Annotated in this window: 22 protein-coding genes; 16 read left to right on the top strand and 6 right to left on the bottom strand. The window is 50.9% G+C overall.

The window, feature by feature from the left end:
• Nucleotides 1-45: 45 nt before the first annotated feature.
• Entirely contained in the window at nt 46-825 is a 780-nt protein-coding gene (locus ACSTTG_RS19120; RefSeq protein WP_438475841.1) for a glycosyl hydrolase 2 galactose-binding domain-containing protein, read from the bottom strand.
• Nucleotides 826-1,070: 245 nt separating this feature from the next.
• The gene (gene tkt, locus ACSTTG_RS19115; protein WP_438460455.1) at nt 1,071-3,065 is read right to left on the bottom strand and encodes a transketolase; all 1,995 of its coding nucleotides are present in this window, start codon (nt 3,063-3,065) and stop codon (nt 1,071-1,073) included.
• A gap of 326 nt (nt 3,066-3,391) precedes the next feature.
• Here tkt and metK point away from each other — a divergent pair, with 326 nt between their 5' ends.
• The 7 genes from metK to ruvX all read left to right on the top strand — a co-directional run bounded on the left by metK (nt 3,392) and on the right by ruvX (nt 9,375).
• Nucleotides 3,392-4,546, top strand: coding sequence for a methionine adenosyltransferase (metK, locus tag ACSTTG_RS19110; protein WP_438460456.1), 1,155 nt, complete (start codon nt 3,392-3,394; stop codon nt 4,544-4,546).
• Between the two features lie 521 nt (nt 4,547-5,067).
• Nucleotides 5,068-5,862, top strand: coding sequence for a DUF2189 domain-containing protein (locus ACSTTG_RS19105; RefSeq protein ID WP_438460457.1), 795 nt, complete (start codon nt 5,068-5,070; stop codon nt 5,860-5,862).
• A gap of 63 nt (nt 5,863-5,925) precedes the next feature.
• The gene (locus tag ACSTTG_RS19100) at nt 5,926-6,426 is read left to right on the top strand and encodes a SprT family zinc-dependent metalloprotease (RefSeq protein ID WP_438475840.1); all 501 of its coding nucleotides are present in this window, start codon (nt 5,926-5,928) and stop codon (nt 6,424-6,426) included.
• Between the two features lie 92 nt (nt 6,427-6,518).
• Nucleotides 6,519-7,250 (top strand): 16S rRNA (uracil(1498)-N(3))-methyltransferase, encoded by a 732-nt coding sequence (rsmE, locus tag ACSTTG_RS19095; protein WP_438475839.1) that lies wholly within the window; start codon nt 6,519-6,521, stop codon nt 7,248-7,250.
• 12 nt (nt 7,251-7,262) lie between these two features.
• Nucleotides 7,263-8,213: a glutathione synthase gene (gene gshB, locus ACSTTG_RS19090; protein ID WP_438460460.1), complete on the top strand. Its 951-nt coding sequence runs from the start codon at nt 7,263-7,265 to the stop codon at nt 8,211-8,213.
• Nucleotides 8,214-8,327: 114 nt separating this feature from the next.
• Nucleotides 8,328-8,891, top strand: a complete 564-nt coding sequence (locus ACSTTG_RS19085) for a YqgE/AlgH family protein (protein ID WP_438475838.1) — start codon at nt 8,328-8,330, stop codon at nt 8,889-8,891.
• Nucleotides 8,892-8,952: 61 nt separating this feature from the next.
• Nucleotides 8,953-9,375 (top strand): Holliday junction resolvase RuvX, encoded by a 423-nt coding sequence (gene ruvX / locus ACSTTG_RS19080; RefSeq protein WP_438460462.1) that lies wholly within the window; start codon nt 8,953-8,955, stop codon nt 9,373-9,375.
• On the opposite strand, the gene ACSTTG_RS19075 is transcribed toward ruvX, so the two are convergent.
• A complete protein-coding gene (locus ACSTTG_RS19075; RefSeq protein ID WP_438475837.1) occupies nt 9,372-10,418 on the bottom strand; it encodes a type IV pilus twitching motility protein PilT in 1,047 nt (348 codons plus the stop codon). The genes ruvX and ACSTTG_RS19075 overlap by 4 nt on opposite strands.
• 24 nt (nt 10,419-10,442) lie before the next feature.
• Here ACSTTG_RS19075 and ACSTTG_RS19070 point away from each other — a divergent pair, with 24 nt between their 5' ends.
• The 7 genes from ACSTTG_RS19070 (at nt 10,443) to hemW (ending at nt 15,236) form a co-directional block, all read left to right on the top strand.
• Nucleotides 10,443-11,153 carry a YggS family pyridoxal phosphate-dependent enzyme gene (locus tag ACSTTG_RS19070; protein ID WP_438475836.1) on the top strand — a complete coding sequence of 237 codons (711 nt, stop codon included), beginning with the start codon at nt 10,443-10,445 and terminating at the stop codon, nt 11,151-11,153.
• A gap of 8 nt (nt 11,154-11,161) precedes the next feature.
• Nucleotides 11,162-11,980 carry a pyrroline-5-carboxylate reductase gene (proC, locus tag ACSTTG_RS19065; protein WP_438475835.1) on the top strand — a complete coding sequence of 273 codons (819 nt, stop codon included), beginning with the start codon at nt 11,162-11,164 and terminating at the stop codon, nt 11,978-11,980.
• A gap of 20 nt (nt 11,981-12,000) precedes the next feature.
• Nucleotides 12,001-12,558: a YggT family protein gene (locus ACSTTG_RS19060; RefSeq protein ID WP_438475834.1), complete on the top strand. Its 558-nt coding sequence runs from the start codon at nt 12,001-12,003 to the stop codon at nt 12,556-12,558.
• Entirely contained in the window at nt 12,558-12,848 is a 291-nt protein-coding gene (gene yggU, locus ACSTTG_RS19055) for a DUF167 family protein YggU (RefSeq protein ID WP_438475833.1), read from the top strand. The genes ACSTTG_RS19060 and yggU overlap by 1 nt, the downstream gene beginning before the upstream one ends.
• A 165-nt stretch (nt 12,849-13,013) precedes the next feature.
• Nucleotides 13,014-13,445 carry a DUF4426 domain-containing protein gene (locus ACSTTG_RS19050; RefSeq protein WP_438475832.1) on the top strand — a complete coding sequence of 144 codons (432 nt, stop codon included), beginning with the start codon at nt 13,014-13,016 and terminating at the stop codon, nt 13,443-13,445.
• An 18-nt stretch (nt 13,446-13,463) separates the two neighbouring features.
• Nucleotides 13,464-14,054 carry an XTP/dITP diphosphatase gene (locus ACSTTG_RS19045; RefSeq protein ID WP_438460469.1) on the top strand — a complete coding sequence of 197 codons (591 nt, stop codon included), beginning with the start codon at nt 13,464-13,466 and terminating at the stop codon, nt 14,052-14,054.
• 6 nt (nt 14,055-14,060) lie between these two features.
• Entirely contained in the window at nt 14,061-15,236 is a 1,176-nt protein-coding gene (hemW, locus tag ACSTTG_RS19040; protein WP_438475831.1) for a radical SAM family heme chaperone HemW, read from the top strand.
• 226 nt (nt 15,237-15,462) lie between these two features.
• On the opposite strand, the gene glsB is transcribed toward hemW, so the two are convergent.
• From glsB to trmB, 3 genes are all read right to left on the bottom strand, one after another.
• Nucleotides 15,463-16,380, bottom strand: a complete 918-nt coding sequence (gene glsB / locus ACSTTG_RS19035) for a glutaminase B (protein WP_438475830.1) — start codon at nt 16,378-16,380, stop codon at nt 15,463-15,465.
• 67 nt (nt 16,381-16,447) lie between these two features.
• The gene (locus tag ACSTTG_RS19030; RefSeq protein ID WP_438475829.1) at nt 16,448-17,476 is read right to left on the bottom strand and encodes a TRM11 family SAM-dependent methyltransferase; all 1,029 of its coding nucleotides are present in this window, start codon (nt 17,474-17,476) and stop codon (nt 16,448-16,450) included.
• 11 nt (nt 17,477-17,487) lie between these two features.
• Nucleotides 17,488-18,207 (bottom strand): tRNA (guanosine(46)-N7)-methyltransferase TrmB, encoded by a 720-nt coding sequence (trmB, locus tag ACSTTG_RS19025; RefSeq protein ID WP_438475828.1) that lies wholly within the window; start codon nt 18,205-18,207, stop codon nt 17,488-17,490.
• A gap of 196 nt (nt 18,208-18,403) precedes the next feature.
• Here trmB and mutY point away from each other — a divergent pair, with 196 nt between their 5' ends.
• Together mutY and ACSTTG_RS19015 are read left to right on the top strand one after the other, a co-directional pair.
• A complete protein-coding gene (gene mutY / locus ACSTTG_RS19020; RefSeq protein ID WP_438460474.1) occupies nt 18,404-19,471 on the top strand; it encodes an A/G-specific adenine glycosylase in 1,068 nt (355 codons plus the stop codon).
• Nucleotides 19,468-19,740, top strand: coding sequence for an oxidative damage protection protein (locus ACSTTG_RS19015; RefSeq protein ID WP_438460475.1), 273 nt, complete (start codon nt 19,468-19,470; stop codon nt 19,738-19,740). Before mutY ends, ACSTTG_RS19015 begins: the two co-directional genes overlap by 4 nt.
• Nucleotides 19,741-19,801: the final 61 nt, after the last annotated feature.

Here is a 19,801-nt window from a genome sequence, read left to right as displayed (position 1 = left end):
CCTCGCTCCCCGGAACGAAGTGTAACCCGCTCCTCGAGCCTGTATTTAAGTAGATAGGTTGAACCGTCTAGGAGCTTGGTCTGGAGCTAGTGCCACTGAAAACGTGTAGCAGTGTTCCTCAATGTACACGCACAAAGGATGCTTTTGGGGCTCTTTGGGACAAGTGACCCGTGGAGCTTCGACTTGAAACAGTGCGGTTAAGCGGGAGGCGCGCATATCGACCGGCAACTGAAGTGTGACACCATTAAACTGCACTCCAACAGAAACTAGGCCAAATTGTAGGGCTTGGTAATCTAGATGAACCAGCACCTCACACCCGCCGCCGTGATGCCAAACCTGCTCAACCTCAACCTGATTAAGGCGCACATTGGTCATGCAGTGCAGATAAGGCTCGCTATGAATACCTATCGGCTGTATTGACCCGCCGACGTGGTGGCTATTTTGCTGCTCTTCCTCGAGTAGCCAGTCCTCGTCGTGAGCCAGAAATAGGATCTCAAAACGATTTCGCCCCGGTTGCAGATAGCTGCGAATATCCTTGCGATACTCTTGTTCATCGCCATGGCAGTCATAGACCGCGACCCCATTCACTCGCACCTCGGCGTAGTGTGAGACTTTATCCAGTACTAAGTCGATAGCTGGAGAAGAGAGTTCACGATCGAGTTCAATGTCATGCATCAGGTGCCACTCTTGCTGGCTGATCACCTCTTCAGTGAGGGTGCTGGGCAACACCTGACTTAGCTTGGCAGGAAAACAGATGTCGTCCTGAGGTATGGTTAGATCGGTCAGTGGCGAGACCTGCCACAAACCCGCTATTGATAGCTTCATCCTTGTATTTACTCTCTTGGCTTTATTTACTTTCTTATTTAACTGCTTGGCTCTTTTTTTATGGCCGATGTTATGCAGCGTATACCCAATAAGCCTCAAGGTGCAGTTTCAGCAAGATTTGCTTAGGTTGCAGCCAAGGCGCTGACTTGGGTATATAAAAAAAGCCAGAGTCACGATTGCGACTCTGGCCTTTTCAATATTATAGGCTGTATTAGCGCGAGAGCGAGATTAAGCTAATCCGCGGCTTATGCCAATAGTTCCTTTGCTGTTGCAACCACATTCTCTGTGGTGAAGCCGAACATCTTAAATAGCTCACCGGCTGGTGCAGACTCACCGAAGGTCGTCATACCGATGATACGGCCGTCAAAGCCAACGTACTTGTACCAGAAGTCCGCAATACCCGCTTCTACTGCGACGCGAGCAGTCACATCTGATGGCAGAACTTCTTCGCGGTATGCCGCATCTTGCTTATCGAATGCATCCGTTGATGGCATTGATACTACGCGAACTTGCTTGCCTTCCGCAGTAAGTTGTGCTGCCGCTTCAACCGCTAGCTCAACCTCAGAGCCTGTTGCGATTAGGATAAGCTCAGGCTTATCTGCACAGTCTTTCAGGATGTAAGCACCCTTAGCAATGTTAGCGACTTGCTCAGCGCTGCGCTCTTGCTGCGCTAGGTTTTGACGCGAGAAGATTAGCGATGTTGGGCCATCTTTGCGCTCAATCGCCAGTTTCCAAGCAACCGCTGACTCAACTTGGTCACATGGGCGCCATGTGCTCATGTTTGGCGTCATGCGTAGTGAAGCCATCTGCTCAACCGGTTGGTGAGTTGGGCCATCTTCGCCTAGACCGATAGAGTCGTGCGTGTACACCTGGATGTTTTGCACTTTCATCAGTGCCGCCATACGCATTGCGTTACGCGCGTATTCCATAAACATCAGGAAGGTTGCACCGTAAGGGACAAAACCACCGTGCAGAGCGATACCGTTCATGATCGCTGTCATGCCGAACTCACGCACACCGTAGTGGATGTAGTTACCCGCAAAGTCGTCCGCTTCTAGCGACTTAGAGCCAGACCACATGGTCAGGTTTGAAGGCGCTAGGTCAGCTGAACCGCCCATAAACTCTGGCAGCATTTGACCAAATGCCTCAAGCGCGTTCTGTGAAGCTTTGCGTGAAGCGATGTTGGCTGGGTTTGCTTGTAGATCAGCGATGATTTGGTTCGCTTTCTCTTCCCACTCAGCTGGTAGCTCGCCATTAACACGACGCTTGAACTCAGCCGCTAGCTCTGGGTAAGCCGCTTCATACGCTGCTAGCTTCTCTTCCCAAGCAGTTTGCTTAGCAAGACCGGCTTCTTTTGCATCCCACTGCGCGTAAACGTCTGATGGGATCTCAAACGGACCGTGTTCCCAACCTAGGAATTCACGTGCCGCGGCAATTTCTTCGTGGCCTAGTGGCGCACCGTGACAGTCGTGTGAGCCAGACTTGTTAGGCGAACCGAAACCAATGATGGTCTTGGTACAGATAATAGTTGGACGAGGGTCTGCCTTCGCCGCTTCGATAGCGGCATTGATCGCTTCAGGATCGTGACCATCAACCGCTGGGATTACGTGCCAGCCGTAAGACTCAAAACGCTTAGGCGTGTCGTCAGAGAACCAGCCTTCAACTTCACCATCGATAGAGATACCGTTGTCATCCCAGAACGCAATCAGCTTACCAAGACCCAGCGTACCCGCCAGTGAGCATGCTTCGTGCGAGATGCCTTCCATCAGACAGCCATCACCCATGAAGACATAAGTGAAGTGGTCAACGATATCGTGGCCTTCTTTGTTGAACTGAGCCGCCAGCGCTTTTTCAGCGATCGCCATGCCCACACCATTGGTGATGCCTTGGCCCAGAGGACCGGTTGTCGTTTCAACGCCAGGTGCATAGCCATACTCTGGGTGACCCGGAGTTTTTGAGTGCAGTTGACGGAAGTTTTTCAGATCGTCAATCGATAGCTCGTAGCCGCTGAGGTGCAGTAGAGAGTAGATCAGCATTGAGCCGTGACCATTTGAAAGAATAAAGCGGTCGCGGTTTGCCCACTCTGGGTTCGCTGGGTTGTGGTTTAGGTGAGAACGCCAAAGAACTTCAGCGATATCAGCCATACCCATAGGCGCGCCTGGGTGGCCAGAGTTTGCTTGTTGAACACCATCCATGCTTAGGGCACGGATTGCATTAGCTAGATGTTTACGAGACGACATTACTGCTCCTGAGTGCATGTGCAAAAGAGAAAGAGTTTACCAAGCTGCATTGCAGCGCGGGGTATTGTCGCAGAGGGCACCTGACTCTGCAAACGTTTACTTACCTAATTTGAGTCCAGCTCCAGTTAATACCCCTACTTTTTGTAGCAATTTACGCAAACGATTAACTGGAATTAATGTCAAAAATCACTTGTAATTCAGATGTTGAAAACTAGAATAGACGTCTAGATGTAGAAACACCTACAAAATGAATTTCCTTGATAGCCGCGATGCCAACTTGGGCAGTGAGGTACGGCTATAATCGATCGCTAAAAAGTGGAGCTCTCATGGCTAAGCACCTATTCACTTCTGAGTCAGTTTCAGAAGGTCACCCAGATAAAATTGCAGACCAAATTTCAGATGCCGTTCTAGACGCAATTCTTGAGCAAGATCCGAAAGCACGTGTTGCTTGTGAAACTTACGTAAAAACCGGCATGGTTATGGTTGGTGGTGAGATCACAACATCTGCATGGGTTGATATCGAAGAGCTGACGCGTGAAACCGTGCGTGAGATTGGCTATGTTCACTCTGATATGGGCTTTGACGCAGACTCTTGTGCGGTTCTAAACACCATAGGTAAACAGTCGCCAGACATCAACCAAGGTGTTGATAAGTCAGACCCGAAAGAGCAAGGCGCGGGCGACCAGGGTATCATGTTCGGTTACGCGACCAACGAAACTGACATCCTAATGCCAGCTCCGATCACCTACTCACACCGCCTAGTACAAAAGCAAGCGGAAGTGCGTAAGAACGGCACCCTACCTTGGCTACGTCCAGACGCAAAGTCTCAGGTAACGTTCCAGTACGACCAAGGCAAGATCGTTGGTATCGATGCAGTCGTTCTATCGACTCAACACTGTGATTCAATCTCAACGCCTGACCTGCGTGAAGCGGTAATGGAAGAGATCATCAAGCCAGTACTACCTTCTGAGTGGATCAACAAAGAGACCAATTTCTTTATCAACCCAACCGGTCGTTTCGTTATCGGCGGTCCTATGGGTGACTGTGGTCTAACCGGTCGTAAGATCATCGTTGATACCTACGGTGGCGCGGCGCGTCACGGTGGTGGTGCTTTCTCTGGTAAAGATCCATCAAAAGTTGACCGCTCTGCAGCATACGCAGCACGCTACGTAGCGAAAAACATCGTTGCCGCTGGCATGGCAGACCGCTGTGAGATCCAACTGTCTTACGCTATCGGTGTAGCAGATCCTACTTCAATCATGGTTGAGACGTTCGGCACTGAAAAAGTACCACACGAGATCATCATCGAAGCAGTACGCCAAAACTTCGACCTACGCCCATACGGCCTACAAGAGATGCTGAACCTTCTTCAGCCAATCTACAAAAAGACCGCAGCATACGGTCACTTCGGCCGCGAAGAGTTCCCATGGGAAGCAACAGACAAGGCAGCAATGCTGCGTGAGTTTGCTGGCATTAAATAAAATAAAGCCCAATAATTTTTTCCCAAAAGCCCAGCTCCTCGCTGGGCTTTATTTTAGGGGCGAGGTGCGGGTTTCACTTCGTTCCGAGGGGCGAGGAGTCTAGTGCGCGGTTTAATAATCGTCACATCTCAATCACACTGCTCTCCCCTATGCTAAACTTCCACTCTGTGTTCAGCTCCAAAATACCCAGCTGGCTTCCCACGCCCACCAATCTACTCGCTACTCGTAGGGCTTCGCCCGTACTCGCTCCCCGCCCCTGAAACTTCATCTATGAAGTTTTTGTGAGTTAGATTTGAATTTTCCCTAATCCCCATCAATAGTTATATCACTGCGCGCACAAACACCTACTAGCACTGGTGATATTGCGTGTGACGCAGTCTCTGCATCGACATGATGGTTTGTTGTCCTTTGTGCCGCCTTGCACCGTATACAGGATATCGGTTGCATTGGGTGCCAATGCTTGGCCCCAGCACCTAGTTAGATAAATAGAATAGTTAGGGTAAACGCATCAAGGAGGAAGCATGCCTCGTACATACCAATCGTCAGACTTCGATAGTAAAAATAAGCCGTCTGACCAAGAGTACGCGCGCACTATACCGTGTAATCAACTCTCTACCTCTGCGCCATTTCATTGGCTAGCACAGGGGCTTCATGACTTTATTCGCATGCCGATCATCAGCGCCTTTTACGGCCTGTGCTTTATGGCGGCGGCGATCGGCATCGTTATGCTGGTTCAAGCTCAGGGAACCCATTTGGTTATTCTACCGAGTCTTATCGTTTACATGTTGATAGGTCCGTTTCTGGCACTCGGTTTATACGACGCTAGCTGGCAGCGAGAAAAAGGGCGCCGCGCTAGCCTGATGCACTCAATGAAGGCAATTGGACGCAACTCATCCTCACAGTGGGCATTTGCGGTTCTTTTAGCTGTGGCGATGATTTTCTGGATGCGTATTGCGGCGCTGCTGCATGCCCTCTACCCCTCGGTTCAGGGGGCACCATTGAGTGACTTCTTGCCGTTCCTAATTATCGGCTCAGTGGTTGGCGCGATATTGGCGGCGGTGGTGTTTAGTATCTCGGCCTTCTCTATCCCTCTGATGATGGAGCGGCGCGTGGATATGATGACGGCGGTGTTCACTAGCGTAAATGCCGTGCGCAGCAACATTGGCGCAATGGTGGTTTGGGCAGGGATCATCGGTGGTGGGATCCTGCTCGGCTTTGCGACCTACGGTATCGGTATGCTATTTACCATGCCGATCCTCGGTTACGGCACCTGGCACGGCTACCACGCCACGATCAAAAAGAAACACCACGACTAGTCAGAGCTTGGCTCTTGATCAAATCAGTGTATCCTAGCCTCGAGTTAACTCGAGGCTTTTATTTTGTTAGACCAACACCTTCATCAGCAAGCCAGTACCCAGCTGGCACATTGTCTAGAACAAGCACAGCGCTATTTTAAACACGCCTTTCCAACGCCAAAACTGAGCTACCAACTGCGCGGTAAGGCAGCGGGCAAAGCCTACCTGCAGCTGTGGGAGATCCGTCTTAATCCGATTTTATTTGCTGAAAACCCGCAGGCCTACATCGAGGAGGTGATCCCGCATGAGCTGGCACACCTGCTCTGCTACCGCTTATTTGGTCGCGTCAGACCGCACGGTAAAGAGTGGCAAATGATCATGTCACAGGTGTTTGGGCTTGCGCCTAAAACCACTCACTCGTTTGATGTTACCTCAGTTCAAGGCAAAACCTTTGAGTATCAGTGCCGCTGCAGTCAGCATGCTCTTAGCATTCGTCGACACAATAAAGTTCAGCGTAATCAAGCACTCTACCGCTGTGGCCGCTGCCAAGAGACCCTGCAGCATACTGGCAAGCAGCTTTCTTAATCGAATACCCCACAAGCCCTTGTTTTTCAGGCCATGAGCAACCATGTTAGAATGATTAGAATTCGATAAGCTTTTAATTTGGACTCTGCTCTATGCGCGTACCTCGACTATTTCACCCACAAACCATTCATGCCCTTGGTGAGCTTAACCTCAGTGAAGATGCTAGCGGACATATCGGCCGCGTACTGCGCATGAAAGAGGGTCAAGAGGTGCTGCTGTTTGATAACAGTGGTGCCGAGTTTCCAGCCACCATCTCTGCGATCAGCAAGAAACTGGTTAGCGTCAACGTCACTGCGCGCAACGAAGTGGATATCGAGTCGCCACTGGATCTGCACCTTGGTCAGGTGATCTCACGCGGTGATAAAATGGAGTTTACCATTCAAAAATCGGTTGAGCTTGGGGTGAATACCATCACGCCACTGCTGTCTGAGCGCTGCGGCGTCAAGCTAGATCAAAAGCGATTTGAGAAGAAGCTGGCTCAATGGCAGAAGATCGCCATCGCAGCCTGTGAGCAGTGCGGCAGAAATCGCGTTCCTGAGATTCGCCCGATAATGCAGCTCGAGGCATGGTGTAATGAGGACTTTGATGGTCTTAAATTAAACTTACACCCACGCGCCAAGTATTCGATCAACACCCTACCAACCCCAGTTGAGAAAGTCCGCCTATTGATTGGACCTGAGGGGGGACTTACCGGTGAAGAGATCGAGATGACCCATAATTATAATTTTGAAGAAACCCTGCTAGGGCCACGAGTACTAAGAACCGAAACTGCCGCCCTAACAGCAATTACAGCCCTACAAGTTCGCTTTGGCGATCTTGGCTAAATGGAGATAAGAATGATCAAGCTCGGCATTGTGATGGACCCAATTTCATCCATCAATATTAAGAAAGACTCAAGCTTTGCCATGATGCTGGAAGCGCAGCGTCGTGGCTATGAGATCCACTACATGGAAATGAACGATCTTCACCTTGATCAAGGCGTGGCGATCGCTGACACCAAGGTGGTTGAGCTGAAAGAAGATCCTAACGGCTGGTATGAGTTTAAATCTGAGCAGACCATTGAGCTGGCTGAGCTTGATGCGGTCCTGATGCGTAAAGATCCTCCGTTTGACACCGAGTACATCTATGCCACTTACATCCTTGAGCGCGCTGAGGATCAAGGCGCGCTGATCGTCAACAAGCCACAAAGCCTGCGTGACTGTAACGAAAAGCTGTTCACCGCTTGGTTCCCAGAGCTAACGCCAACCACGATCGTGACGCGTAAAGCGGAGAAGATCAAAGCGTTTCGCGAAGAGCACGGCGATGTGATCTTGAAGCCACTTGACGGTATGGGTGGTGCCTCGATCTTCCGCGTTAAAGAAAACGATCCTAATGTCTCAGTGATCATCGAGACTCTGACCAATCATGGCCAAAACTACGCAATGGCGCAGACCTTTGTTCCAGACATCAGCAACGGTGACAAGCGTATTCTAGTCGTCGATGGCGAGCCGATGCCTTACTGTCTGGCGCGCATTCCAGCCAAAGGGGAAACCCGTGGTAACCTAGCGGCTGGTGGTCGTGGTGAGGCCCGTCCGCTAAGTGAGACTGACCTTAAAATTGCTCAAACAGTTGCACCAACGCTGAAAGAAAAGGGCCTGATTTTTGTCGGCCTTGACGTGATTGGTGACAAACTCACTGAGATCAACGTCACTAGCCCAACCTGTATTCGCGAGATCGAAGCTGCCTTTGATATCTCAATCACAGGTAAATTAATGGATGCGATTGAGCGTCGAGTTCAAGCTAGTTAGTTCAAGGTAAGTACTTCAAGGCAAGTGCTTCAAGCCATCTAGATTGAGCCTCAGTGATACCTGCTCGACTGCGCGACTAGCGTTGTCGAGTAGATCAAAACGATTGGAGTCGTTATGAATTTAACCAACCACTTTTTAGTTGCAATGCCCGGAATGCAAGACCCCTACTTCAAAAACAGTGTGGTCTACATTTGTGAGCATAATGAAGAGGGGGCGATGGGACTGATTATCAATGCCCCAATCAATGTCACTGTGGGCAATATCCTCGAACAAGCAGAAATTGCATCAGGTCAAGAGCGCGTCGTCACCGAGAGTCTCCAACAACCGGTTCTTAATGGTGGGCCGGTGGCAGAAGATCGCGGGTTTGTATTGCACAAACCCAAAGACTACTACGAGTCGAGCATCCAGATGACCGACGACCTAACCGTCACCACCTCACGCGATATTCTCTCTGTGCTAGGCACGGAAGCCGAGCCAAGTAACTACCTTGTCACGCTCGGTTACTCTGGCTGGACAGCCGGTCAGCTGGAGAGTGAATTAGCGGAGAACTCATGGCTAACGATCGAAGCGGACGCCAGCTTGATCTTCGATACCCCCAATGATGAAAAATGGCGCAAGGCGGTGGAAAAGCTGGGTATCGATCCGGCTCAGCTCTCAAGCCTTTCCGGTCACGCTTAAATCCCCCAATCAAGCTGACACAGTGTCAGCCACAAAGTAGTAAATAGGAATCTAAAACTGTATGTCTCGCACGATTATGGCCTTTGATTTTGGTACCAAAAGTATTGGCAGTGCTATTGGTCAGGAGATCACCGGCACCGCATCACCACTTCGCGCCTTCAAAGCCAACGATGGAATTCCTAACTGGGACGACATTGAGCGCCTGATCAAAGAGTGGCAGCCTAACCTATTAGTCGTCGGACTGCCGACTGACCTGCACGGTCGCGATCTTGAAACCATCACACCACGCGCGAAAAAATTCGCTAACCGCCTACATGGCCGTTTTGGCCTGCCTGTTGAACTGCATGATGAACGCTTGTCGACCGCAGAAGCGCGCGCGGAGCTGTTCAGCATGGGTGGCTACAAAGCACTCGAAAAAGGCAATATCGACTGCCAGTCTGCTGTCGTGATCCTCGAGAGCTGGTTTGAGGCGCAGTGGGGCTAATACCCGCTCGCTGTTACATCTATATCCTCAAACAACCTCGCTTGCTCATCTGCGCTTATCAATCCTTGAGTGAGTAGCAGATGAGCAGACTGCTGCATAGTTTGCATCCCTTGCGCCGCGCCCATCTGGATAATTGACAGCATCTGCGAGACCTTATCCTCACGGATCAGATTACGTATCGCTGGTGTAGCCAGCATAACCTCATGGCACGCAACCCGACCACCAGCCACCCTTTTGAGTAACTTCTGCGCAATCACAGCCTGCAGTGATTCAGAGAGCATTGAGCGCACTCGGTTTTGCTCGCTACCCGCAAACACATCAATGATCCGATCAACCGCTTTCGCCGCAGAGCTGGTATGCAGGGTTGCAAACACCAAATGCCCCGTTTCGGCTGCCGTTAAAGCTAGAGCGATGGTTTCATGATCGCGCAGCTCCCCAACTAAGATCACATCGGGATCTTCTCGCAGCCCACTGCGCAGTGCACGGCTAAAACTATTGGTATCTCTATGCACCTCTCGCTGATTGATCAAACAGCGCTGGCTGTGGTGAATATACTCAATCGGATCCTCGATGGTGAGGATATGCTTGCTGTGATGACGATTGATATAATCAATCATCGCCGCCAGCGTGGTGGACTTGCCCGAGCCTGTTGGCCCCGTGACCAGCACTAGCCCTTGTTTTAGGTTGGCGATGCGCTCAATGGCGTGCGGCGCGCCCAATTGCTCAAGCGATGGGATCTCGGTTGGAATGGTTCGAAATACCGCAGCACAACCTCGCGATTGGTGAAACGCATTCACTCGAAAGCGCCCGATGTTCGTCAACTGGCAAGAAAAGTCGACTTCCCGATGCCGCTCAAACTCGTCTTGCTGCTCCTCACTCATAGTTTCAAGAAGCAACCGGTGCATATCGGCGTCAGTCAGAGTCGGTAATTCCATACTGCGCATCTCGCCATCGACACGAACCATCGGCGTAACCCCTGCAGAAAGGTGTAGATCTGAGGCATTATGCTTTACACTAAATTCCAGTAACTCAGCGATATTCATATAATTTCCTTGGCCTCTTAGACTATGAGTAGTATTCAGAACAATATTGAGCTTATCACCTCACAAATCCGCTCTGCAGAGAAAAACTGTGGACGCACTCGAGACTCTGTCCAATTGTTGGCGGTCAGCAAGACCAAACCCAACCAAGCAATCCTCGAAGCCGCGCAGGCTGGCCAGCGCCTGTTTGGCGAAAACTATGTCCAGGAAGGGGTCGATAAGGTTCAGTACTTTAGCCAGCATCACCCACAGCTGGATATCGAGTGGCACTTTATCGGCCCAATTCAGTCGAATAAAACCCGCCATGTCGCCGAGCACTTTGCCTGGGTACACACTATTGATCGCGCTAAAACCGCACAAAGACTTAACGATCAACGTCCAGAGCACCTGCCGCCACTCAAAGTGCTGCTGCAAGTAAACACCAGCGGTGAGGCGTCTAAATCTGGCCTTGAGCCAGAGCAAGTGGCAGAGCTTGCCAAACTAATTGCCACACTACCGAACCTGGAGCTACGCGGGCTGATGTCAATCCCAGCCAATGTCACAGATTATCAATCCCAGTTAAGCGCATTTTCACAGCTTGCGGAGTTGAACAACCAATTAACAGCCAACTATGCCAATATCGATACCCTGTCGATGGGCATGAGTGGCGATATGCAAGCGGCGATTGAGGCCGGTAGTACCATGGTCCGTATCGGTACCGCCATCTTTGGCGCTCGCGATTACGCAAATAAAAACTAGAGAAGCTTATGCAACACAAGAAAATTGCCTTTATTGGCGCGGGCAACATGACGCGCTCAATTATTGCCGGCCTAGTCTCAAGTGGCTACCCGGCGTCACACATCACCGCAACAGCGCCAAGCCTGGCAACGCGTGAAGCGATTGCGCAGCAGTATGGCGTTGTCACCAGCGTTGATAATGAGCTAGCAGCGCAGCAGGCCGACGTGGTGGTGCTCGCGGTTAAACCACAAATGATGGCGCTGGTCGGCGAAGGACTGCAGCAAGTGGATTTCAGCCAAAAGCTAGTGATCTCGATTGCCGCGGGCATTCACTGTCAGCGCCTTGAAGAGATGCTCGGCAGCAAGCTTAATCTGGTGCGCGTGATGCCAAACACCCCTTCTTTAGTCGGTGAAGGCATGAGCGGCCTTTATTCACCGCAGAGCGTTGAGACTGCGGATAAAGACTTTGCCGAGCAACTGATGCGCGCCGTCGGTGAGGTGTGCTGGGTTGAGCAAGAGTCGGGGATCAATAACATTATCGCCGCGGCAGGCAGCTCACCGGCCTACTTCTTCCTCTTTATGGAAGCGATGGAAAAAGAAGCGATTGCACAAGGGTTTGATAAGCCAACCGCTCGCCTACTGGTTCAACAATCCGCACTCGGCGCAGCCAAGCTAGTTGTCGCCAAGCCTGAGCTTGAGCTAGCCACTTTGCGCGAGCAGGTCACCTCAAAGGGCGGCACGACTGCCGAGGCGCTACGCACCTTTAATCAGCATCAGCTTTCAGATATTGTATCTAAAGCAATGCGCGCGGCTGTGGCTCGCGCACAAGAGATGGAATCACTAATTTAATACCGCTTTAAGGGCTAACTATGAACTCAATGAGTTTTTTAATTTCTACGCTTTTTGACCTCTACATCATGGTCGTGATCCTGCGCATCTGGCTACAGGCGGCACGTGCAGATTTCTACAATCCGTTTTCTCAGTTTATTGTCAAGGCGACACAACCGGTAGTTGGGCCACTGCGTCGAGTGATCCCATCGATTGGCAGCCTCGATCTGGCAACCTTGCTGTTTGCCTACGTCCTGTGTGTGCTGAAGTTTGTTGCTCTGGTATTCTTGACCTCGAAAGGCGCAGCTGCGTTCAGCTTTGATTACCTCTACCTTGGCTTCCTGTCACTGGTCAAAGCAGCCGGTGGTCTTCTATTCTGGGTATTGCTGATCCGCGCAATCCTAAGCTGGGTTAGCCAAGGTCGCAGCCCAATCGAGTACGTCTTCCATCAATTGACTGAGCCAATGCTAGCGCCAATCCGCCGCTTTATCCCGGCGATGGGTGGTTTTGACTTCAGTGTACTTGTGCTGTTTATTGGCCTTCAGTTTGCTAACTTCCTGATGGGTGACATCATCGGCCCGATCTGGTTTAGACTCTAATGCAAAAGCCAGTAAGGCTGGATGGTGATGACCTAGTCCTTAGGCTTTACATCCAGCCTAAAGCAAGCCGTGACGCTCTGATGGGCGTACATGGCGATGAGCTAAAAATTGCCATCACTGCCCCGCCAGTCGATGGCAAGGCAAACAGCCACCTGACCAAGTACCTTGCAAAGTCTTTCAAGGTCGCTAAAGGTGCGATTCAGATTGAGAAAGGTGAGCTAGGACGCCACAAGCAAGTCCGAGTATCCTCCCCTCGCCAGTTACCGAAAGAAATTGAAGCCATCTTATGATGGCTTCGCTTTTTAGGGGCGAGGCGCGGGTTACACTTCGTTCCGAGGTGCGAGGATTCTCACACGCGCTTCAAACTCCTCGCTCCTCGTAGGGCCTTGCCCGTCCCCGCTCCTCGAACCTTTTTTAGTATAATTAAAAGGACTACGCAAAAGTAAGGACACCCTATGAAATACGCATTACTCCTATGCCTTAGCGCTCTATTTGCGATGCCTACTTGGGCTGGGCAATTTAAAACCTTTAAGGACGTTGAGGTGCACTACTCTGCGTTTAACTCCACCTTTTTGACTCCGGCTATCGCTCGCAGCTATGACCTGAAACGTAATGGCTACTCGGCTATTCTAAATATTAGCGTTCTCGATAAAGGCTCACTTGGCAAACCAGCCACCACAGCTCAACTATCGGGTAGCAGCAAAAACCTCATTGGTAATAGCCGTACCCTGACTTTTCGAGAAGTTCGTGAGGGAGATGCGATATACTATCTGGCGGAGTTCCCTATCACCAATGAGGAAACCCTCACCTTCAATATTGATGTTGATAGTGGCAGTAAAGGCTCAGGTCGGCTGACCTTTACACAAAAGTTTTATGTCGATAACTAATCACAGTAAGAGCAAACAATGAAGAAAATCGTATTAGCAACCGGTAATCAGGGCAAGGTTCGTGAGATGGCAGACCTTTTAGCAGACTTTGGTTTTGAGGTTGTTGCCCAAAGTGAGTTCAACGTCTCTGAGGTTGCTGAAACTGGCACCACCTTTATCGAGAATGCGATTATCAAGGCGCGCCATGCCGCCAAAGAGACTGGCCTTCCTGCCATCGCCGATGACTCAGGTCTCGAGGTTGATTTTCTTAAGGGTGCTCCTGGTATCTACTCAGCTCGCTATGCCGGTGAGAACGCCTCTGACAAGGACAACCTGAACAAACTGCTTGAGGCAATGCAAGGCGTGCCAGAGGAGCAGCGCACGGCACGCTTTCACTGTGTATTGGTATTGATGAAGCACGAGCACGATCCAACCCCTATCGTCTGCCACGGCAAGTGGGAAGGCCGCATCCTAGAGCAGGCTGAGGGTGAGAACGGCTTTGGCTATGACCCAGTGTTCTTTGTACCAGAAGATAACTGCGCGTCAGCGCAGCTTGAGCCAGCGCGCAAAAAGCAGCTCTCTCATCGCGGCAAGGCACTTAAGGCGCTGTTTGCCCAGTTGTCTAAGTAAACGAATATGAGCCAGTTAGTTCCTCCTGCGCTGAGTTTGTATGTCCATATCCCCTGGTGCGTACAAAAGTGTCCTTATTGCGATTTCAACTCTCATGCTCTTAAGGGAGAGATCCCAGAGGATGAGTATATTCAGGCGCTGCTTGAAGACCTTGATCGCGATATCGACAAATATCAGCTCGCTCAAGCGCCGCGCCCGCTACACTCAATCTTCATCGGTGGTGGTACGCCGAGCTTGATCTCACCACAAGGGATCAAAAACCTGCTAGACGGTATCGAGCAGCGTATCGCGTTTAAGCCTGATATTGAGATCACTATGGAGGCGAACCCAGGCACGGTTGAGGCTGAGCGTTTTGCCGGCTATCGCCAGGCAGGGATCACGCGCATTTCTATTGGTGTGCAGAGCTTTGAGCAGCAGAAGCTGGCCGATTTGGGTCGCATTCATGGCCAGGATGAGGCTATCAATGCCGCTAAGCTTGCCCATAAGATTGGGCTTAATAGCTTCAACCTCGACTTAATGCATGGACTGCCCGAGCAAAGCGTTGAACAGGCACTAAACGATCTTGAGCAGGCCATCGAGCTCGCGCCGCCGCACCTGTCTTGGTATCAGCTCACCATAGAGCCCAATACCATGTTCTACTACCGCACTCCAGAGTTGCCAGACGACGATGACCTGTGGGATATCTTCGAGCTTGGGCATGAGAAACTCAAGCAAGCAGGCTATGTGCAGTATGAGATTTCTGGCTACAGTAAGCCCGGCTATCAGTGTCAGCACAACCTCAACTACTGGCGATTTGGCGACTACCTTGGTATTGGCTGCGGCGCTGCTGGCAAGCTGAGCTTTAGCGATGGCCGTATCGTGCGCACCACTAAAGTCAAGCACCCGCGCGGTTACCTGAGCGCCTACCAAAACCTCACCAAACCCTATCTGAGTGACGAGCAACTGGTCGCCAATGAAGATCGCCCATTCGAGTTCTTTATGAACCGCTTTAGGCTGATGGAGCCCTGCCCAAAACAGGACTTCATTGACACCACAGGCCTGGCCTTCACCGCCATCGAAGACACCATCAACTGGGCCATCAACCTCGGCTACCTAAACCAAACCGACACTCACTGGCAGATCACCGACAAGGGGAAACTGTTTTTGAATGATTTGTTGGAAGCTTTTATGAGTGAAGAGTAGAGGCGAGAAGCGAGAAAAAGCCCCACCGCTGTCTCGTTTTTCACCACCTCGAGCGCAGCGTACTCGCAGTGAAACGCTCTCGCCTCTCGACTCTTTTTTAAGGGGCGGGGAGCGGGGACGGGCGTTGCCCTTCGAGGAGCGAGGAGTTTAGTGCACGCGATGAATTCCTCGCTCCTCGGAACGAAGTGAAACTCGCACCTCGCGCCTCGCACCTCGCGCCTCGCGCCTAAAAGATTGATCGCCCAATCCGCTCCGAAAGCAACTCCAACGCTCGCGTCCCAGCGAGTGAATTGCCTGACTTATCCAGCTCTGGCGACCAGACGGCTATCGTCATCTCGCCTGGGACGATGGCGATGATGCCGCCGCCTACGCCCGATTTGCCTGGCATGCCGACCCGATAAGCGAACTCGCCCGCGCCATCATAAAGGCCACAGGTGGCTAAAAGCGCATTGAGCTGTTTGGTTTGGGTTGGGGAGATCACTGGATCTTGGGTGAGCACGGATACCCCTTTATTGGCGAGGTAGCTAAAAGTCTTGGCAAGGTCGGCGCAACTCATCTTGATAGAGCAGGCGTGAAAGTAATTATTTAGTACCGGGATCACCTCGTTATCGAAGTTACCAAACGATCGCATCAGATAAGCGATTGCAGCATTGCGATCACTGTGGAGCATCTCTGAGGCGGCCACGATCTTGTCATAGATGATATGGCTATCACCCGACAGTTGACGGACGAACTCTAGCAGCCTTTGCCGTGGTGCGGATAAACGAGATTGCAATAGATCAGCCACAACAATCGCCCCAGCATTAATAAAGGGATTGCGTGGAATACCCTGCTCCATCTCAAGCTGGATCAGCGAGTTAAATGCTTGCCCTGACGGCTCTTTACCCACTCGTGACCAGATCTCATCCGGCGTATACATCTCAAGAGCCAACGTCAGGCTCAGCGCCTTAGAGATAGATTGAATTGAGAAGCCCTCGTGAGCATCACCGGCGGTGAGCAGCTCCCCCTGGTTGGTAAACACGGCGATGCCCAGCTTGCTGGCGGGCACCTTAGCCAGTGCTGGAATATAGTCGGCGACCTTACCCTGGCCTATCAAGGGTTTCACTTCATCAATAACAGAGTCGAGGATTGCTTGTGTTGGCATTTTTCTTCCATCCAAAACGAAAAAGAGCCAGCGCTAGGCTGACTCTTCAAAAGGGATAAAACGAAGCTTACGGCTTTACAGCCACAATAATATTTCGGTTTATCGACTGGTCAACACGGTGCAGATAACCTGTGTATGGCGCCTCAGCCATGACTTTCCAGCCTTGTGATTCAAACAGCTTAGCAAGGTCGCGCCACTTGAGTGTAAACTCATTAAAAGATAGCACGACCGCACCATTTTTCTTCAGCACCTTCTTCCACGCCGGCAGTGCCTCAGCCAACAGCTCATTTGGGCTGCGGTTAAGCTTACTGTCTTTGGCATTCTTACTGCCATGCTGTACGCCGTACGGCAAGTCTGAAACCATCACGTCGACAGAGCTCTTGCGCACGACAAGATCAGCTTGGCGCGTATCAGCAGCATAAAGCTTCATCGACTGACTTTGGCCTGCGCTAAACGCCTCTTTGCTTGCTGCCGCATCAAGGATAAAGCCATCAGCGACCTTTTTGCCTTCATGACTACGCTTATCTTTGCCCGCCTTATGTTTAAAGCGACCGTTTTTCATAAACTTAACGATAAAGGTCTGGATCTCTTGCACCCATTTGGCGTTGATCTCAACCCCAACCACGTGCATGCCCTGGATCAGGCCCTCATATAAAGTGGTGCCTTTGCCACACATAGGGTCCATCAGAGTGATGGTCTCGCTATCTGTCTTCGCCGCACTGACACCGAGGTTAACCATCAAGCGAGTGAACTGCTCATTGGTTTTGCCCGTGTAGCGCAGGATCTGGCTCATGCTTTCTGGGAAGGTGTTATAAGCCGGTGGCGTCAAAGGCTTGAGCAGCCCATTATCCACCACCTCAAACAGGGCGTAGTAGATCGACGACGCCGCAATTTTCTGCATTTGAGCGGCGCTCAGTGCCTGCTCACAAGAGAAAACGATCGCACCAGGTAATCCCGTCTCACGCTCCTCAATGCAGAACTGCTCGACACCCTCAGCCTCAAGCATCGCCTGAAGCTCTGAGCGTGCAATCTCAAGTGCCGTGTCAAAGTAGATTCGGTTATGGCCTGGGTTTGCCAAAATAGCGTACAACGCCATAAACTGCTTCCTTATACCGTGCGCTTGAACTTGATATCCCACACGCCGTGACCTAGGCGGTGACCACGAGCTTCAAACTTAGTCAATGGGCGCTCGTCTGGACGCGGGATAAAATCACCGTCAATCGCAATGTTGGCGTAGCCAGGCGCTTTATTCATGATCTCAATCATGTGCTCAGCGTAGTTTTCCCAGTCGGTTGCCATGTGGAAGATACCCTGCTCAGGGATCAGCTTTTGGCGCACCATCTCAGCGAAATCTAGCTGCACGATACGGCGCTTGTGGTGACGCTTTTTATGCCACGGGTCAGGGAAGAATAACTGCAGAGTGCTTAGGCTGCCGTCAGGGATCATGTTGGCAAATACCTCTACTGCATCGTGGCACATCACGCGCAGGTTAGTGATACCCGCATCACGAGCATCCGCCAGACAGGCACCAACACCTGGGCGGTGAACCTCGATACCGATAAAGTTCTTCTCTGGCGCATTCTTTGCCATCTCAACCAGTGACGCACCCATACCAAAGCCAATCTCTAGCACAACTGGGTTGTCGTTACCGAACACCTCTGTCCAATCCACCAGCTGCTCTTGGTAATCAAGACCCATGGTTGGCCAGCACTCATTCATTGCTGACTCTTGGCCCTTGGTTAGACGGCCCTCGCGACGCACAAAGCTACGTACTTTGCGGATCAGTTTGCCATCTTCATTATATTCGTTAGTGGTCACTTCACTCATGGTTAATGCCTGTTCAAAATGCGCTCAAATCAAAGGGATTGTGATTATCCAAAGAATCGCCAACGGTGCAAGTAATATCGACCCAATCGATATGGATATCGCCCGATAAACCACAAAAAATGTCCGATTTACTTCTTACGCTCAACATGATTCAATTTTGCGCTAATTATAGACTTATTTCTTAGGGCTTGATCTCGTGACCCCATTTGCAAAGGCCATCCTAACTTGGTACGAACAGTTTGGCCGAAAACACCTGCCTTGGCAGCAAAATAAAACCGCTTACCGTGTCTGGCTTTCTGAGATCATGTTGCAGCAAACCCAAGTAGCAACCGTGATCCCATACTTTGAGCGTTTTTTAGAGCGCTTTCCAACTGTAAAGGCTCTCGCCAGTGCTGAACAAGATGAGGTTTTGCACCTATGGACGGGCCTTGGCTACTACGCTAGAGCGCGCAATCTGCACAAGGCGGCGCAAATTGTCGCCAGTGAGTACAATGGCGAGTTTCCAACTCAAATCGACCAACTCAATGCGCTCCCCGGAATTGGGCGCTCAACGGCTGCCGCAATCTTGTCATCCGTCTATCAGCAACCACATGCGATCTTAGATGGCAATGTCAAACGCACCCTTGCGCGCGCTTTCGCCATCGACGGCTGGCCCGGGAAAAAAAGTGTTGAAAATCAGCTGTGGCAACAAGCGGAAACCCACACCCCTGACGTTGAAGTGGACAAGTACAACCAAGCCATGATGGATATGGGGGCGATGGTTTGTACTCGCTCAAAACCAAAATGTGGCCTGTGTCCGATTGCTGAGCTCTGTAAGGCCAACGCTCAGGGCAACCCACTCGATTATCCGGGTAAAAAACCGAAAAAAGACAAGCCCGTCAAAGAGACTTGGTTTGTGATGATCCATTATAAAAACCAAATCTGGCTTGAGCAGCGCCCGCAAAGTGGTATTTGGGGCGGGCTGTTTTGCTTCCCCCAATCAGAGACTGCTGAGATAGAGGCAACGCTTGACCGCCTCACGGTAAGATCAAAACAGATCGTGTCACAACAAACCCTGATCGCTTTTCGTCACACCTTTAGCCATTATCACCTCGATATCACCCCAGTACTAATAGAGATCGATCAGCCACCGAGTATGATCATGGAAGCCGAGCTTGGTCTTTGGTATAACTTATCTCAACCACCACAAATTGGTTTGGCCGCGCCAGTAAAGCAGTTACTTGAGAGCCTGCCATATGAACTGACTAACAAGGAGTCACTATGAGCCGCACCGTTTTTTGTGCTCGACTAAAGCAAGAACTGGAAGGAATGGACTTTCAACTCTATCCAGGAGAGCTTGGAAAGCGCATCTTTGACAATATTTCTAAGCAAGCGTGGGGCGAGTGGCAGAGCAAGCAGACCATGCTGATCAACGAGAAAAAACTCAACATGATGGATCCTGAACATCGCAAACTGCTCGAAACAGAGATGGTCAACTTCTTGTTTGAGGGTAAGGACGTGCATATTGAGGGTTATACCCCGCCATCAGAATAAATCAATTTTAATTGATTGTTTTCAATGACATCATGTTGCGAGACTGATGTCATTGTTGTTT

The organism is Vibrio glycogenivorans, assembly GCF_051660965.1.
GTDB lineage: Bacteria > Pseudomonadota > Gammaproteobacteria > Enterobacterales > Vibrionaceae > Vibrio.
Note: the sequence above shows the minus strand (reverse complement) of the source record. Positions and strands in the feature narration are given on the sequence as shown.

Excerpts from the sequence above, each read along its gene's own strand:
- ACSTTG_RS19015 (WP_438460475.1), top strand. The coding sequence starts at position 19,468 with ATGAGCCGCACCGTTTTTTGTGCTCGACTAAAGCAAGAACTGGAAGGA.
- yggU (WP_438475833.1), top strand. The coding sequence starts at position 12,558 with ATGCAAAAGCCAGTAAGGCTGGATGGTGATGACCTAGTCCTTAGGCTT.
- hemW (WP_438475831.1), top strand. The coding sequence starts at position 14,061 with ATGAGCCAGTTAGTTCCTCCTGCGCTGAGTTTGTATGTCCATATCCCC.
- ACSTTG_RS19070 (WP_438475836.1), top strand. The coding sequence starts at position 10,443 with ATGAGTAGTATTCAGAACAATATTGAGCTTATCACCTCACAAATCCGC.
- glsB (WP_438475830.1), bottom strand. The coding sequence starts at position 16,380 with ATGCCAACACAAGCAATCCTCGACTCTGTTATTGATGAAGTGAAACCC.
- ACSTTG_RS19030 (WP_438475829.1), bottom strand. The coding sequence starts at position 17,476 with ATGGCGTTGTACGCTATTTTGGCAAACCCAGGCCATAACCGAATCTAC.
- tkt (WP_438460455.1), bottom strand. The coding sequence starts at position 3,065 with ATGTCGTCTCGTAAACATCTAGCTAATGCAATCCGTGCCCTAAGCATG.
- ACSTTG_RS19045 (WP_438460469.1), top strand. The coding sequence starts at position 13,464 with ATGAAGAAAATCGTATTAGCAACCGGTAATCAGGGCAAGGTTCGTGAG.
- ACSTTG_RS19050 (WP_438475832.1), top strand. The coding sequence starts at position 13,014 with ATGAAATACGCATTACTCCTATGCCTTAGCGCTCTATTTGCGATGCCT.
- rsmE (WP_438475839.1), top strand. The coding sequence starts at position 6,519 with ATGCGCGTACCTCGACTATTTCACCCACAAACCATTCATGCCCTTGGT.
- ACSTTG_RS19075 (WP_438475837.1), bottom strand. The coding sequence starts at position 10,418 with ATGAATATCGCTGAGTTACTGGAATTTAGTGTAAAGCATAATGCCTCA.
- ACSTTG_RS19120 (WP_438475841.1), bottom strand. The coding sequence starts at position 825 with ATGAAGCTATCAATAGCGGGTTTGTGGCAGGTCTCGCCACTGACCGAT.
- ACSTTG_RS19085 (WP_438475838.1), top strand. The coding sequence starts at position 8,328 with ATGAATTTAACCAACCACTTTTTAGTTGCAATGCCCGGAATGCAAGAC.
- gshB (WP_438460460.1), top strand. The coding sequence starts at position 7,263 with ATGATCAAGCTCGGCATTGTGATGGACCCAATTTCATCCATCAATATT.
- ruvX (WP_438460462.1), top strand. The coding sequence starts at position 8,953 with ATGTCTCGCACGATTATGGCCTTTGATTTTGGTACCAAAAGTATTGGC.
- trmB (WP_438475828.1), bottom strand. The coding sequence starts at position 18,207 with ATGAGTGAAGTGACCACTAACGAATATAATGAAGATGGCAAACTGATC.
- metK (WP_438460456.1), top strand. The coding sequence starts at position 3,392 with ATGGCTAAGCACCTATTCACTTCTGAGTCAGTTTCAGAAGGTCACCCA.
- ACSTTG_RS19060 (WP_438475834.1), top strand. The coding sequence starts at position 12,001 with ATGAACTCAATGAGTTTTTTAATTTCTACGCTTTTTGACCTCTACATC.
- ACSTTG_RS19105 (WP_438460457.1), top strand. The coding sequence starts at position 5,068 with ATGCCTCGTACATACCAATCGTCAGACTTCGATAGTAAAAATAAGCCG.
- proC (WP_438475835.1), top strand. The coding sequence starts at position 11,162 with ATGCAACACAAGAAAATTGCCTTTATTGGCGCGGGCAACATGACGCGC.